General features: G+C 59.2%; 8 protein-coding genes. 3 read left to right on the top strand and 5 right to left on the bottom strand.

Annotated elements, in window-relative coordinates; genetic code table 11:
* Nucleotides 1-294 precede the first annotated feature (294 nt).
* Nucleotides 295-1,434, top strand: a complete 1,140-nt coding sequence (gene lgt / locus NW818_RS10815) for a prolipoprotein diacylglyceryl transferase (protein WP_414350359.1) — start codon at nucleotides 295-297, stop codon at nucleotides 1,432-1,434.
* A gap of 74 nt (nucleotides 1,435-1,508) precedes the next feature.
* Here lgt and chrA read toward each other — a convergent pair whose 3' ends face one another.
* The 5 genes from chrA to NW818_RS10790 all read right to left on the bottom strand — a co-directional run bounded on the left by chrA (nucleotide 1,509) and on the right by NW818_RS10790 (nucleotide 12,212).
* Entirely contained in the window at nucleotides 1,509-2,780 is a 1,272-nt protein-coding gene (gene chrA / locus NW818_RS10810; RefSeq protein WP_414373773.1) for a chromate efflux transporter, read from the bottom strand.
* Nucleotides 2,781-2,882: 102 nt separating this feature from the next.
* Complete coding sequence (locus tag NW818_RS10805; RefSeq protein WP_414424556.1) at nucleotides 2,883-4,844, bottom strand: tetratricopeptide repeat protein; 1,962 nt, start codon at nucleotides 4,842-4,844, stop codon at nucleotides 2,883-2,885.
* 41 nt (nucleotides 4,845-4,885) lie between these two features.
* A complete protein-coding gene (locus NW818_RS10800; protein WP_011432882.1) occupies nucleotides 4,886-6,361 on the bottom strand; it encodes a site-2 protease family protein in 1,476 nt (491 codons plus the stop codon).
* A gap of 47 nt (nucleotides 6,362-6,408) precedes the next feature.
* Nucleotides 6,409-7,500: a magnesium-protoporphyrin IX monomethyl ester (oxidative) cyclase gene (acsF, locus tag NW818_RS10795; RefSeq protein ID WP_414424555.1), complete on the bottom strand. Its 1,092-nt coding sequence runs from the start codon at nucleotides 7,498-7,500 to the stop codon at nucleotides 6,409-6,411.
* Nucleotides 7,501-7,604: 104 nt separating this feature from the next.
* On the bottom strand, nucleotides 7,605-12,212 hold the full coding sequence (locus tag NW818_RS10790) for a glutamate synthase-related protein (protein WP_414424554.1): 4,608 nt from the start codon (nucleotides 12,210-12,212) through the stop codon (nucleotides 7,605-7,607).
* Nucleotides 12,213-12,497: 285 nt separating this feature from the next.
* On the opposite strand from NW818_RS10790, the gene NW818_RS10785 reads away from it, so the two are divergent.
* A complete protein-coding gene (locus tag NW818_RS10785) occupies nucleotides 12,498-12,713 on the top strand; it encodes an IS630 transposase-related protein (RefSeq protein WP_414329292.1) in 216 nt (71 codons plus the stop codon).
* A 614-nt stretch (nucleotides 12,714-13,327) separates the two neighbouring features.
* Complete coding sequence (gene uvrC / locus NW818_RS10780) at nucleotides 13,328-15,199, top strand: excinuclease ABC subunit UvrC (RefSeq protein WP_414424553.1); 1,872 nt, start codon at nucleotides 13,328-13,330, stop codon at nucleotides 15,197-15,199.
* Nucleotides 15,200-15,403: the final 204 nt, after the last annotated feature.

The raw sequence follows: 15,403 nt of genomic DNA, 5'->3' as shown, positions 1-15,403 counted from the left end.
CAAAAGCCGTCCTGGAAGGGCGGGGCTTTGGACCTAGCTTTTTGGTAAAGGTATGGGCTCTAGGGTGGAATCTTGTCCGTGACGGGCCTGTAGGATCGGGTCAACCGGGAACGAGGACTGGCGCTGCTTCAGGATCGGGGAGAATGGATCCCTGTTGGAGCCTGTGAATGGCTGCCGGGGATAGGGGAGAAGAGCCCGGAAGGGACTCCGTCCCGCTAACCCAAGCGGGTGAGGTTGATAAAGCCGACTGGTGGAACTGAGTTGAGCAATTTTGGGGTGCAGAGCGTGTTGTCGATGAACCTATGGAGTGCAGGGCTGTTGGGCCTTACCTTCAGCTCACCTGGAGAATTTGTCTTCCGCTTTCCCCCCGGCACCCCGCTGGTGGGAGGGCTGGGCCTACGCTGGTATGGCCTATTGATGGCAGTGGCCGTGTTGGTCGGCTTGATCTTGACCAAAGCGTTGGCAGAATCTCGTCATCTAGAGAAAGAGCCTGGCAAAGCCAGTGAACGAGTGGAGCTACTGGCCCTGTGGTTGGTAATATCTGGGTTTCTGGGCGCCCGCCTCTACTACGTCCTCACCCACTGGTCAGAGTTCCAAGACAACCCCCTCTCGGCCTTTGCCATTTGGCAGGGGGGTCTCATCATCCACGGTGGGGTGTTGGCCGGCGCGCTTGCCCTTTACCTCTATTGCCGCACCACCGGGATCAACGGCTGGAAGTACGCCGATGTGCTCACGCCGGGGTTGATTTTGGGCCAAGCCATCGGGCGCTGGGGCAACTTTTTCAACTCTGAGGCCTACGGTGCCCCTATTCCTCCCGACAGCCCTTGGCCGCTGCGGGTGTACATTCCTCCCCAAGCCCGCGAGCCGGAATACAGCCAATTTGAGTTTTTTCACCCCATCTTTTTTTACGAAAGCGTCCTCAACCTGCTTCTATTTGCCCTCTTGATGGGAATGTTCTGGCGCTTTCCCAAACTCAAAGATGGCACTTGGGTTTGGACCTATGTTGTCGGCTATAGCCTGATCCGCATCCCCTACGAAATCTTGCGCGTGTCGGCGGTGGCCTATCTGCCGGGAACTTCCATCAAAGCCGCCTATGTAGCCAGTGGCTTGGGCTTGGTGATCGGGATCGGCATGTTGATCTACATGTACCGGCTGCGCTTCGACCCCGATTTGGAACAACTGGCAGCGTGGTTATCGGAGCAAGCGGGATTAGCGCCAGAAGCAGCCCAAAACCTTCTGGAACGGGCTTGGGCTATTCAACAGAGACATCGCCGCGCCGACCTGTTGGATCGTGTCACCCTCGCCATGCCCCACTTTCCCGGCACCCTTGCCCCTCACCTGTCTCTTGGCCAACGGGAGCTGCTCATGCGGCAACTGTTTTGTCGCCTGGAAGGCAGGGATCCCTCTGAGGAAGGGCTGGCCCAAGCCAGTTAGTGCCGTGGCCATCAGGCTGAATCAGGGTCATTCCCTCACCCCCAAGGAGAAAGCAGGGCCAGGGAGCAAAACCTTTAGGCCAGCAGACCTCGGGCCAGCAAACCCGCCCCCCCTCCCATCAACACCAACAGCCAAGTGGGCTGGCGAAAGCGCATCAAGGCAATGAAGGCCGCTACCCCGATCCCCAAAGCCACCAGCGAAGCGGGAGTTGTTTGTTGTAGCAGCGCATTTTGGGCCAAGGGCACTGTAGCCGCAGCAACAGCCCCCAGGGCCGTTGGGGTAATTGCCTGCAGGGATCCCTTCACCCAAGCATTGTGCCGTATGCGCAACAGAACCGGAGCTGCCAGCAAAATAAAGGCAAAAGAAGGGGCAAAGATGGCCACTGTTGCCGTCAGGGCCCCCAGCACCCCTGCCACCTTGTAGCCGATAAAGGCTGCCGTCAGCACCACCGGGCCAGGAGTAAATTGCCCAATGGCCACCCCATCCAAGAACTCTGTCGGCGTCAACCAGCCCAACTGATCCACCACCTCGTCGGCGATGAAGGGGATGATCACCAGCCCTCCCCCGAAGATGGCGCCGCCTACTTTCAGGAAAAACAAGGTCAAAGGCCAGAAATAGGCACCAATCCGCTCCAGACCCCAAAAGCTGCTCAGGATAAGGGTTTCCGGTGGAACCGTGGCCACTACCGTCTGGGCCAACGTCAATACTGGCCAAGGGAGTAAAATCGGGATCCCCGATAGTGGGCCTTTTTTGGGCCCATACAGCAGCAGCCCCACCAGAGCCGCCAGCCCGAACAGCAACAGGATATTCACCCCCCCAATCAGCAGCAGGGCAAAGGCCGCCACCGCGATCAGCCCCCGGCTCCAATCCTTCACAGCTTTACGGCCCAGTTTCCAGCAAAAGGCCAGGATAATGGCGATCACCACCGGGGCCACCCCAAAAAACATCCCCTCTAGCTGCGGCACCCCCTGAAAGCGAAAGTAAAGCCAAGAAAAAATCACCTCGATCACAAAAGCAGGGGCAATGAAGCAAATCCCCGCCAGCACCGCCCCCAACCAGCCTGCCCGCACATAGCCGACATAGATCCCCATCTGGGTAGAAGCTGGCCCTGGCAACATTTCACATAGGCCCACCCCTTCGGTAAATTGTTCCTGGCTCATCCAGCCCCGCCGGATCACCGCCTCATCGTGTTGCATGGCGATGTGGGCTTGGGGGCCGCCGAAACCCAGGGATCCCAGCCGCAGGAATACCACGGCAATCTCTTTCAGGCGCGTTGAAAGGGAGGGCAAGTTGTCGGGGGCGTTTTCCGGCCTGGGGAACTGACCGGGAGCAGACTCAGAAGACATGGGCAAAGCCCGGCAAGACAACCCCGCCTATCCTGCCATCTGTCCGGGATCCCTTCAAGAGGACAACACTCGCCCGTTTATCCTTTCACCCAAACTGCCCCCTCAGGTCTTCAGGCTTCGCAACCACTCTTCCAGAGCGCGGATCGGCGCGGGATCCCGGTAGACGCGATCTTGACGTGCTTTCACCTGCTGGCCCATTTGCTCTCGCCACTCTGGATCCAAGCCCAACCGACTGGCAATCTGGACGTATTCATCGAGGTTATGAGCGATGGTATCGAGAATCCCCATCTGCTGCAGGATGGCGTAGGTGTGGCGGCCCCGCATCAGGGATCCCGGCAGGGTGACGATGGGCAGCCCGTGGGGCAGGGCTTCCAGGGTGGTGTTGCCCCCTGACCAGCCGAGGCTATCCAGGTAAATATCCCCCAGGGCATTGTAGGCCGCATATTCTGCGGGGGAGAGTTCTGGTAAGAGCACCACATACTCTTCAGCGGCCAGGTCATAGGCTTGAAAGGCCCGCCGCATCCGTTGCCAAAAGCGCTCGCGGATCCCTTGGGAGAAGCGGCCTCGCAAAAATAGAAATTGACACTTCCCCACTTTCCGGGCGATGCGAGGGAACACCTCGTCGTACTGAGGTAAGTACTTGAATAGGGATTGGGCGCAGAGGTAAAGCACCCTGTCGGGATCCACCCCCCAAGCTTGCCAGTCCACAGGGGCGGGGTCAACTTCTAGGGGAATATAGTAGGTGCCGATGCCAGGCAGGGGCAGGAGCTGCTCGGTGTAATGGCCGGCCCCGTCCGGCGGCTCCATCAGCTCGCTGCTGAGGAAAACGTCTATTGTCGGCAGGCCAGAAGTTTGCGGGTGGCCCCAGGCCATCGCCTGTACCGGCGCCAAGCGGAGGGCGGCCAGTTGGGCACAGACCGGGTCAATGCCCACTTCCGGGTAGAGGAGCACATCCAGCTGTGCCTCTCGAATAGCCGCTTGCCATTCTTCTATGCTGCGGGATCCGGCCACAAAGTGCTCAAAACGAGGGGGCAGGGAGCACGTGACCTCATCTTGGATGACCGAGGTGTGGAAGCCGTAGAGGGCCACTTGAGCACGATCCAGGGCTTCTACCCAGCCGCGAGTCAGGATCTTCCAAACGGAGTGATCCCGAAACAGGCCGGAGACAATGCCCACCCGCACTCGGCCAGGATGTCGCTGCCAGAGGACGGAGGGCTGGGGATAGCGGGCCGCCATCACGTCCCTCACCAAGGATCCGTAGAGCTGCTGCAGGTCGCGGTCGTTCTGGCCTTGGTAGGGCAAAAAGAAGGGTTGGACGGAGCCGATCCCGGCAGCTGCTCGCTCCAGGGTTTCGGGATCCCGCGGCAGGTGTTCCCAGCGGCCCTTCACCTGTTGTAGGGCTTGGCGGTAGCGCTCCCGAGCCACGGAAACTTGGTCTGCCGAGGCGTACAGCAAGGGCAACTGGCTAACACACCAGCCCAGGGCCGCGGCCAAGTCGGCGGGATCCGCTTGCCAGAGTTGGTAGAACAGCTCCGCCGCTTCCTCCTCCCGGCCACAATCCCGCAGCAGGATGGCCAGGGTGTAGGCGGCATCGGCAAAGTCCGGCTGCAGCTCCAGGGCCTGTCCCAAGGGGACAAGGGCCGCCTCCAAATCCCCCTGCTGCCGCAGCACCAGCCCCAGCTGGTACAAAACTTCCGCGTCCGGCCCCCCCTGCTCTAGGGCCAGTTGCAGGTGAGTTTTCGCCTCCGCCAGCTGCCCCGCCTGCTTGAGAACAATTCCCAAATTAAAGTGGGCGTCGGGAAACCAGGGCTGGTGGGCAAGGGCCTGCCGGATCAGGGCAATCGCGTCGTCCAGGGATCCCTGTTGCTGCCGACAGACCCCCAAGAGATGCAGTGCCTCGGGGTGGGTGGGCTGGGCTTGCAGCACCTGCTGGTAAAGTGAGACAGCCTGTGGCCATTGCCCTGCCTGGTGATGGCGAACGGCTTGGGCCAACAGACGCTGCAGGTGCTCTCCTCTGTCCTTTCCAGCTCTGCCTAGGCCAAAGCCTTTCCCCGGTCCAGACACAGTGAGCTCCTCTCGCCGGCGGATCCTGGGCCTCTACCCCATCAGCCGTTGGGGAAATTGAGAAAGCCCGCCAAGGCCGGAGCAATCGGCAACAGGGTCATGACCATCAAAAAGAGGGCCAGCAATGCCAAAGCATCCCGCTGACCGTCGGTTTCAGTAATCTCATCCTGCGGTGGACGCTCTGGCTCGCGGGCGATGAACAGGATCAGCAGCGCCCAGTAGAGGGCCAAGACGTTGCTGATGGCCGCCACCGCCAAGGCAATCAGGGTGATGAAGGTGGCGCGGGCCGCCGTCTTCCGCCCGTACACCGCCTGCACAATGCGACCCCCGTCCAGCTGCCCTGCCGGCAGCAGGCTCAAGGCGGTGATTGCCAGGCCAATCCAGCCCACGGCAACAAAAGGATGAATGGGAACCAGCTCCGCCTGCAACTGGGATCCCAGCACCAGCCGCGCTAGGGTGCCTACCAGGATGGAGCTGCGGAAGATCTCCGTGGGCACATACAGACCCTCGGAGCCGGAGAGCTTCAGGCCAGCCAAGAGCACCAGCAGCGACAGGATCCCGCTCGCTGCCGGGCCGGCAAAGGCAATGTCGAAGAGGGCCTTGCGGCTGGGCACCGGCGATTGGATGCGGTTCAGGGATCCCAGCGTGCCGATCCCCAAGCTGGGGATAACAAAGGCAGGGCTGAGGCGCACGCCGTACTTGCCCGCCATCCAGCGGTGTCCGGTCTCGTGCACCAGCAAGATGGCGAAGATCCCGGCTGCCACCGGCAGGGCTTCCACCCAGCGCCCCGGCGCATCCAACAGCCGGAAGCCCAAGAGATTGGCCCCCACCTCCAACGTGGCGACGAAGCTGAAGACCAGCAACGCCCCCGCCAGGATCTGCGCCCCCACGGAAGCGCGGTAATTGACGATGGGATCCGGCAAGACCACCACCGCCGGCTTTTCCGCCGGATCCTCCACCAAAAAGAGCTGGTAGCGACTGCCCACCTGCTCTTTGAGCTTCTCCACCAGCAGGGGTACCACCACCTCCGCCTCCTGGCGCAGGTTGCCCTTAAAAATCGCCCCTTCCCCATAGGGGACGGTCTCGGTGACGAAAAAGGTATCGAGGCCGAAAATAGACTGAATGGCCTGCAGATCCTCAGCCGAGATCCGCTGCAGAACCGCAGGCGCTTCCAAAGGCGCCTCCCCTGCCGAAGGGGCTTCCCCCTGCTCTTCCAGACGAGCCAACTGCTCGCGACGGGCCTGCAGCTCCTGCTGGGCCAACTGGCGGGTCTTGCGCCCCACAGCAATGTAAAGCCCTGTAAAGACCAACAGCAACACCAGGAAGCCTGCAAAATTGAGGTAGATCCCCAGCAGCAGCAGCCCCAGGAAAACCACCCACGGCAACAAGAGCAGGGATCCCTGTAACCACACCCAAACGGCTAAGGATCCCCGCCGACGGGCTCTCCAGAAGCCCCAACCCAAAAAGGCCAGCGTTCCCAGCAAAAAGAGCGGCGTAATCTCAGCGGCAATGTTCATGGCTGACCTATGAGGCTGTACGGGTACCAAGCTGAGGGCAAGACGGCTCAAGCAGAAACAGCCGTTCCTTCAAAACGGGGCTCCGGCTGCTCCCACAGGTAGAAGCCAGCTTTCCGAGGTTTCAGGAGGAACAGCCGCAAAAACTGATAGAAGTTATCCAAGTAGAGGGGCAGCTTGCGCAAACCCTTGAAGGGGCCGGATCCCCGGGCAATCTCCCTCAGCTTAGCGTTGTTGGCCACGCACTTTTGCAGCCGCCGCACAAACTCAAGGTTTTCCACATCCAACACCACCGGGAACACCTTGGCCGCCTCGCGGTTGGTCTTGTAGATTACCTCCATGTCATAAGTATGGGGATCCAGCCCGATGAGGCGGTAGAAATCGGGGCGCTCTCCCACATCATTGAGGTACATGGTGGCGAACACCGACAGCAAGAAGAAGCGGCACCACAGCTTGGCCACCCATCCCTTGAGCAGCCGCGGCTGGCTTAGGAGCATGAGCGCAAAGAAATCGCCGTGGCGGTTCTCGTCCTGGCACCAGTTCTTGAAGAAGTTGAAGATGGGGTAGATGCGGTCTTCGGGATGGGCCTCCAGGTGGCGGTAGATGAGGATGTAGCGCCAGTAGCCGATCTTCTCCGAGAGATAGGTGGCATAGAAGATGAAACGCGGCGCGAAATAGGTGTAAGACTTGTGCTTAGTGAGAAAGCTCAGGTCGAAGGCCATGTTGAAGTCGCCCATGGCGCGGTTCAGGAAGCCGGCATGGCGGGCCTCATCGCGGCTCATCAGGGCAAAGCACTCGGCCAAAACGGGGTTGGTCTCTTTTAGCTTGCGCGACAGCTCCTTGTAGAGGAGAAAACCGGAGAACTCGGCTGTACAGGAGCGCTCCAAGAACTCCACAAACAACCGGCGCGCCTGCGGATCCAGGCGGCTTTCCCAGTCTTGGTTGAACTCCTCACCCCGGACGAAGTGATGGCGGTTGTAGTCGGCGCGAAACTCCTGCAGGATGGCCCGGAAATCGGCCTCTCGATCCCCTAAGCCCATTTTGCCGATGGCCTCGAAATCGGTGGTGTAGAAGCGCGGCGTCAGGATGGTCTCGGTGGGCACTCGCGCTTGAGTTTGAGCAGCTTGCAAACTGGGACTCATAGTGATTTAAAGCGGATGAAAAGGCCAGGTATACTCTCGCAGTTTACCAGCCTCTCTGGCCGTCGTGGGGATAAGAAGTGTTACCGGCAGGCTCTGAGAGATCCTTAAGACTCCACTGCCAGCGGCTGGGATCGCAAGGGATCCGTCAGCTCCCTGCCCTCCTCCGAAGGCGGGATCACCTGCCAAAACAGAGGCAAATAGGATTCCCAATTTTGCAGAATGCGCTCCGCTTTGGGGGAATGGGTGCGGCGATAGTGCTCTTGGATCAGGCTCTTCAGTTGTGCCTCTGCTGCTGCTGTCTGCACCCGCTGAATGCGCACGATCTCCCCGTTGACCTTGGCGGGGAAGTTGCCCTCCTCATCCAGCACATAGGCCAGGCCGCCGGTCATCCCCGCTCCCAGGTTGCGGCCCACCCGCCCCAGCACCACCACCACCCCACCGGTCATGTACTCGCAGCAGTGGTCGCCGGATCCCTCGATCACCGCCTGCGCTCCCGAGTTGCGCACCGCAAAGCGTTCCCCTGCCTGGCCGTTGGCGAATAGGTAACCCCCGGTGGCCCCGTACAAACAGGTGTTGCCCAGGATTACATTTTCCGCCGGATCGCGGGGCGCCTCAGGGGGAGCCAGGATGACGATCTCGCCGCCACACATGCTCTTGCCCACGTAGTCATTCGCTTCTCCTGTCAGGGTCAGGCGCATCCCCGCCAGCGTAAAAGCGCCAAAGCTCTGGCCGGCGCTGCCGACAAAGCGCAGATCCAACTGCCCCCCCTGTTGGGCGAAGCCGGTATCTCCGTACAAGCGGGCCAAGGTTCCGGCAATGCGCCCGCCCACACAGCGGTCGGTGTTGGCGATAGGGATCTCCACCGTGGCCGTGCCGCAGGTCTCCACCGCCTTCTGCACCTCCGGCTGAGCCAGGATCTGCTCATCCAGCACCGGGCCGTTGGAATGCACCGGCTCATGCTCCAACCAGTCGGGCAGGGTGTTGGGATCAAAACCGGGGGGAGTTCGCAGCAGACACTCCAAGTTCAAGGATTGGGTCTTCTGCAGAACCGCATCGGCGCGCGGACAGAGCAGATCCACCCGCCCGATCACCTCCTTCAGAGAGCGGTAGCCCAGTTGCGCTAAGACTTGGCGCACCTCCTCCGCCACAAAGGTGAAGAAGGTCACCACGTGATCTGGCGTGCCGGGGAAGCGCTTGCGCAACTCCTCCTTCTGGCTGGTCACTCCCACAGGGCAGTTGTTGGTGTGGCACACCCGCGCCATGATGCACCCCTCCGCAATCATGGCCACCGTGCCAAAGCCAAACTCTTCTGCCCCCAGCATGGCCGCCATCACCACTTCCCAACCCGTGCGAATGCCGCCATCCACCCGCAGGATGGAGCGCTGCCGTAGGCCGTTTTCCAGCAGGGTATGATGCACCTCCACCAGGCCCAACTCCCAAGGTGCCCCGGCATGTTTGATGGAGCTCAAGGGGGAAGCCCCTGTGCCCCCTTCATGGCCGGAGATTTGGATGATGTCGGCGTTGGCCTTGGCTACTCCTGCCGCCACCGTGCCGATGCCCACCTCCGCCACCAGCTTCACCGACACCTGTGCCTGGGGGTTCACCTGGTGCAAGTCGAAGATCAACTGCGCCAGATCCTCGATGGAGTAGATGTCGTGGTGGGGCGGCGGCGAGATCAAGGTCACCCCCGGCTTGGAGCGGCGCAGCTTGGCGATGTAGGGGCTGACCTTTTTGCCCGGCAGTTGCCCGCCCTCGCCCGGCTTGGCCCCCTGGGCAATTTTGATCTCAATTTGCCGCGCGTTGAGCAAATACTCCGGTGTCACGCCAAAGCGGCCCGAGGCCACCTGCTTCACCGCCGAGCTGGCGTTGTCCCCCATGCGCAGCCCCTTCAGGTGGGGAAAGCGGGCCGAGGTGCCATCTGGGCCTACATCGGTGATGGGGAGGTATCGTTCCGGATCTTCCCCGCCTTCACCGGAGTTGGACTTGCCGCCGATGCGGTTCATGGCAATGGCCAGGGTCTCGTGGGCCTCGCGGCTGAGGGCCCCCAAGGACATCCCACCTGTGGCAAAGCGTTTGAAAATCTCCGACACCGGTTCCACTTCCTCCAAGGGAATGGGATCCCGGTCGCTGCGGAAATCCAGCAGGTCTCGCAACGCGGTGGGGGTGCGGCTGCGCAGGTGCGCCCTGTAGATCTCATAGTGGGCAGGCTGACCCGATTCGATGGCCTTGTGCAGCAGTTTGGCCATTTCTGGACTGTTGATGTGGTATTCGCCTTTGGGCCGCGCCTGGATAAAGCCAAAGTTCTCCAGCTTTTTCGAGGTGAGTTCGGGAAAGGCCCGCTGGTGATTCACCATGCCCTCGCGGGCCAGATCCGCCAGCGTCATGCCTCCCACCCGCGACACCGTGCCGCGGAAGGCCAGATCGATCACCTCTTGGCTCAGGCCAATGGCCTCGAAAATCTGCGCCCCGTGGTAGCTGGAGAGCAGAGAAATGCCCATTTTGGAAAGAATCTTGAGCAGCCCTGCCTCAATGGCGGCGCGGTACTTCAGTTGCACCTCGGCCAGGGAAAGCTGGGGCAACTTGCCGGCAGCCATCTGGGTTTGCGTCTTGGGCTTGTGCCACCACTGCCGCACAGCTTCATAGGCCAGATAAGGACAAACGGCGCTGGCCCCGTAGCCGATCAAGCAGGCAAAGTGGTGGGTGCTCCAGCATTGGGCAGTCTCCACCACCAGGGAAGCGCGTAGGCGCAGCCCCTCCTGGATGAGGTGATGGTGGATGGCGCCCACCGCCAACAGAGGTGGGATCAGAGCCTGCTCAGCATCAAGGCCGCGATCCGAGAGGATTAAAATCTCAGCTCCCCCCCGCACTGCCTGAGCCGCCTGCTGGCAGAGGGCCCGTACCTGGACCTCCAGTCCTTCTGGGCCGGCAGCCACCGGATAGAGAATCGGGAGCGTGTGGCAGGGAAAAGGGGTATGCTGCAGAGCGGCCAGCTCCGCTTCGTTGAGCACCGGGCTGCGCAACTGCAACAGGCGGGCATGCTCAGGGCGGATCTCCAGCAGGTTGCCCTTGGATCCCAGATACACATCCAAAGACATCACCAGGCTCTCCCGCAGGGGATCGATGGCAGGGTTGGTGACCTGGGCAAAGCGCTGCTTGAAATAGTCGTAGAGGGGATGAGGCTGGGTGGACAGCACAGCCAGCGGCGCATCATCCCCCATGCTGAAGGTGGGCTCCTTGCCCGTAGCCGCCATCTCCTCGATGATCATCTCCACATCTTCTGAGGAGTACCCGAAGGCGGTTTGGGCTTGTAACAGTTGTTCTTCCGAGAGGTGAGGGGTATTTTCAAAGCCTTGGGTGCTGAGCTGAACGCGATGGGCTTTGAGCCATTCGCCGTAGGGGTGCTGGGCTGCCACCTGGGTTTTGATCTCCCAGTTTTTGCAGATTTGCCCGCTCTGCAGATCCACCGTCAGCATCTGCCCTGGGCCTAGCCGCCCTTTTTCCAAAATGTCGGTCTCCGGCAGAGGAACCACGCCAGCTTCCGAGGCCACCACCAGCAGACCATCGCGGCTGCGAGCGTAGCGGGCTGGGCGCAGGCCATTGCGATCCAACGTGGCCCCGATGGTTTTGCCGTCGCAGAAAACCACCATCGCCGGGCCATCCCAAGGCTCCTGCAGGCCGCCGAAGAACTCGTAGAAATCCACCACTTCCGGGTGATTCTGCAGTTCTGGCTGGTTGCGATAGGCTTCCGGGATCAGCACCATCATCGCCTGCTGAGTGGAGTAGCCCGACTGAATCAACAGCTCAAACACAGCGTCCAGACCTGCTGAGTCGCTGGTGCCCGGGTCAATAATCGGCTTCAGATCCTCGACCGCTGTACCCCAGCGGGGATGGGAAAGGGTTTGTTCGCGGGCGGCCATCCAGTTGACATTGCCCAGGTAGGTGTTGATCTCGCCGTTGTGGCAGAGGTAGCGGAAAGGCTGAGCCAGCGACCAACGCGGCAGGGTATTGGTGCTGAAGCGGCGGTGGTAGGTGGCGTAGGCGGTGCTGTAGAGGGGGTTTTGCAGATCTCGATAAAACTGGCCCAGAACCGACGATTGCACCATGCCTTTGTAAACGACAACCCGGCAGGACAAAGAGGCAAAATACAGAGCATAAAAGCCAAACCGAGCCTCTATCCGCCGCCGAATGCGCCGCCGCAACAGATAGAGCTGCTGCTCTAGCTCGTCTCCTTCCAGCGTGGGATGGGTGAGGAGCATCTGCCAAATGGAGGGCATGGTCTGCCGCGCCATCGGCCCCAGGCAATTGGGATTGACCGGTACCTGCCGCCAAACCACCCGCTGCCAGTCGGTGGTGGTCAAGTACTCATCGATCACCTGCTGCACCGCCTGACACTCAGCAGGATCCTGAGGCAAAAAGACCATCCCCACCGCGCTGTGAGTGGGATCCCAAGCTCGAATTTCTTCCCTCTCTGCCTGCAACAGCGACCAGGGGATTGCCGTTGCAATGCCCGCCCCATCGCCGCTCTGGCCGTCGCCGCCACAGCCACCCCGATGTTCCATACAGGTGAGGGCCTGAAGGGTTTTCTGCAAGAGGTCGTGGCTGGCTCTCCCCTGCTGATTCACCAAAAAGCCGACCCCGCAAGCATCCCGCTCTTGAAAGTGCCAGTTTTCCTGCAGGATAGGGGCCGAGACCTGAGAGGGATGGGGATTCATAGGAGTAAAAACAGTTTGGAATAAATCACGCTTTCAGAGGTGGAAAACCAGCATATCGCACTCCAATCCGACAGGAAAAGGGGGGCAGTCTCAAGTCACGGCTGGCTCTTGCCAACAGGGCAACCGTTGGGGCAATCGGATCAGCGAAGTAAAGACAAAAAAGCTCGCCATGAACAGATTTTTCGAGTTTCTTCTGCAGCTTTCCCCGACGGACTGCGGACGATCTGAGAAAGCTAGGGCGAATGCGCCAGCTCACACCGGCTCCGCTCGCTGGCAACTGGCCCTGTGGAGAACTGCGGTAGGGAGACAGCCGTAGGGTATGTCCAGGAAGAGGGCAACCCCACAGATGTACAACAGATGTACAAAGTCAGGCGTGCAACGGTCTATCGCTGGCTGAACCTAGAAGACCTCAGGCCGACAAAAGTCAAGACCCAGAAGCCAAAGATAGACTTGGCCGCCCTGCAGCAAGACATAGGCCAGGACCCAGGAGCTCAATTGTAAGGATAGAGCTCAGAGATTCGGGTCGCGCCAGCGGGACGGAGCCCTTGCCCTATTGACTATACTGGTGGTGCTCTGGGAGCAATGATACTATTACCCTAGATTTTTCGTGTTTCTGAGTAAGCTCATGCTGACTTGCCCAAGCCGTCATTCTTTTAACTTAGATACGACAAGATCCATAATGGAAAGCAGCATTATCGATGCCAGGATTGTCACAGGCAATTTATACCTGAATCTACTCAAAAGATTGTCTCAGAAGTCAATATATCCCTAGTTAATAAACTTAAGCGACTTTCCATTGCTGCTATATCTTATGTAAATGAACTACCAGAACTCTGGACAAAATTATGTTAATCACAAATCAACTTATCCTTCCCAAATCATGGAGGTCTACCCGTCAAAAGAGGTACTTTGATCCTGCGATGCGACGAGCTATTGCCATTTGTGCTAGCAGGTTGGAGCTTGAAAGCAGGACGAGCTTCCCAAACTTGTTCAGAATGATTGTTCAGAATGACTGTGTCTCCACATGGGTTGGAGTCAGTGTTGCCGAGAAAAGCCATATCCTTGCTAGATTGAAGTCATGGGATCCCTGACTCTACCCGGTAGAACTGAACTTTATGACCGTCCCTCTGATTCACAGCCGTGACGTTCTGGAGAGCCGTCTCAAGGAGATTCCTGCTGAACCCGGCGTATATTTAATGCGAGATGCCACGGATCAGATCCTCTATGTAGGCAAGTCCAAGAAATTGCGCTCTCGAGTGCGATCTTACTTCCGCTTCACCGGCGACCTGTCCCCTCGCATTCAGCGCATGGTAGCTCAGGTTTGCGAGATCGAGTTTATCGTAACCGACAATGAAAGTGAAGCCCTAGCCCTAGAAGACAATCTGATTAAGACCCATCAGCCCCCTTATAATGTTCTCCTTAAGGACGATAAAAAGTATCCCTATTTGTGTATTACCTGGTCGGAGCCTTATCCCCAGCTTTACATCACCCGCCATCGTCGCCTTGATCGGAATCAAGACAAATACTATGGCCCCTACACCGATGTTGGCCTGTTGCGCCATACCCTTGGGTTGGTCAAACGAATTTTTCCCTTGCGCCAACGGCCCAAACCTCTGTACAAAGATCGCACCTGTTTGAACTACGACATTGGGCGCTGCCCCGGGGTATGCCAAGGCTTGATCAGCCCAGAAGAGTATCGCAAAACGCTGACTCAAGTGGCCATGATCTTCCAAGGCCAGACAGATGAGCTGATCCGAGAGCTGCAGGAGAAGATGATCCAGGCCGCCGAACAGGAAAATTACGAGGCAGCCGCACGATATCGGGATCAAATTCGCGGTTTGGAACAATTGGGAGAATCCCAGAAGGTCTCTTTGCCTAACTCTACCGTCAGCCGTGATGCTCTGGCCTTGGCCATGAATGATTCACGAGCCTGCATTCAATTGTTTCAGGTGCGGGCAGGCAAGTTGGTGGGGCGGCTGGGGTTTGTGGCCGAAAACCGCGGTGACGACCCAGGCCTTATCTTGCAGCGGGCTTTACAAGAGCATTATCAATACTGCGATCCGGTGGAAATTCCCTCTGAGATTTTGACCCAGTATGAATTGCCCGATCACGATTTTCTGGAGTCTTGGCTGAGTCAGAAAAAAGGCCGCAAGGTCAGCCTTGTTGCCCCCCAACGGCAGAGCAAAGCCGAGCTGATCGAGTTGGTTGAGCGGAATGCCCAACTGGAGCTAACCCGCACTCAGCGCTTGGCGGATCGGGATGCCGCGGCCTTGGAGCGCTTGGCAGAAGTCTTGGATTTGCCGGATGTGCCCCGCCGTCTAGAAGCCTACGATATTTCCCACATCCAGGGATCCGATGCTGTGGCCAGTCAGGTGGTGTTTATCGATGGCCTGCCTGCCAAACAGCACTACCGCCGCTACAAGATTCGCAACCCTGAGGTGCGCCCCGGTCACTCCGATGATTTTGCCAGCCATGCAGAAGTGGCCCGGCGTCGCTTCAGCAAAATGACCCCTGAGGATCAGCCGGATTTGGTGCTCATCGACGGGGGCAAGGGGCAGTTGTCGGCAGTCATGGCCGTCTTGGCGGATTTGGGGCTGGATCACCTGCCGGTGATTGCCTTGGCCAAACGAGAAGAAGAGATCTTTCTGCCGGGGGATCCCGTGCCCTTGCGGTTGCCGGCCCAAGATCCGGCTCGCTTGTTGTTGCAACGCCTGCGAGATGAGGCCCACCGATTTGCTCTCGCCTTTCATCGCCAGCAACGGAAAGCGCGTCAACATGCCTCTACGCTGGACGAGATCCCCGGCTTGGGCAAGTATCGGCAAAAGCTGCTGATGGAAGAATTTCGGTCGATTGCCCGCATTCAGGTGGCCTCAGAAGACCAGTTGGCTCAAGTGCCCGGCATTGGCCCGAAGATTGCCCGGCAGATTTACCGCTACTTTCACCCGGAAACTCAGGCGGAATCCCCGGAGACTGCAGGGGTGGAGTAGTTGAGAATCTGCACAGGGATCCCTGCTCCCCCAGCACTTGGTGGGGTGATATCCACAGAAGCCTGAGCACCCTTCCTCGCCCGTGATTTTACGAGATCACGGGGGAACTTGTAGTGCGGAAAACATCGCTCAAAGCAAAAATGATACATAATCTCAGGGGCAGGCGTTCTTAGTGCCCTAGGTTGTGTTGATCTTTCATTTGAG

Source organism: Synechococcus sp. R6-5 (genome assembly GCF_047461775.1).
Classification (GTDB): Bacteria; Cyanobacteriota; Cyanobacteriia; order Thermostichales; family Thermostichaceae; genus Thermostichus.
Note: the sequence above shows the minus strand (reverse complement) of the source record. Positions and strands in the feature narration are given on the sequence as shown.

Coding starts and splice junctions, on each gene's coding strand:
- NW818_RS10800 (WP_011432882.1), bottom strand. CDS start 6,361: ATGAACATTGCCGCTGAGATTACGCCGCTCTTTTTGCTGGGAACGCTG.
- uvrC (WP_414424553.1), top strand. CDS start 13,328: ATGACCGTCCCTCTGATTCACAGCCGTGACGTTCTGGAGAGCCGTCTC.
- chrA (WP_414373773.1), bottom strand. CDS start 2,780: ATGTCTTCTGAGTCTGCTCCCGGTCAGTTCCCCAGGCCGGAAAACGCC.
- NW818_RS10790 (WP_414424554.1), bottom strand. CDS start 12,212: ATGAATCCCCATCCCTCTCAGGTCTCGGCCCCTATCCTGCAGGAAAAC.
- acsF (WP_414424555.1), bottom strand. CDS start 7,500: ATGAGTCCCAGTTTGCAAGCTGCTCAAACTCAAGCGCGAGTGCCCACC.
- lgt (WP_414350359.1), top strand. CDS start 295: ATGAACCTATGGAGTGCAGGGCTGTTGGGCCTTACCTTCAGCTCACCT.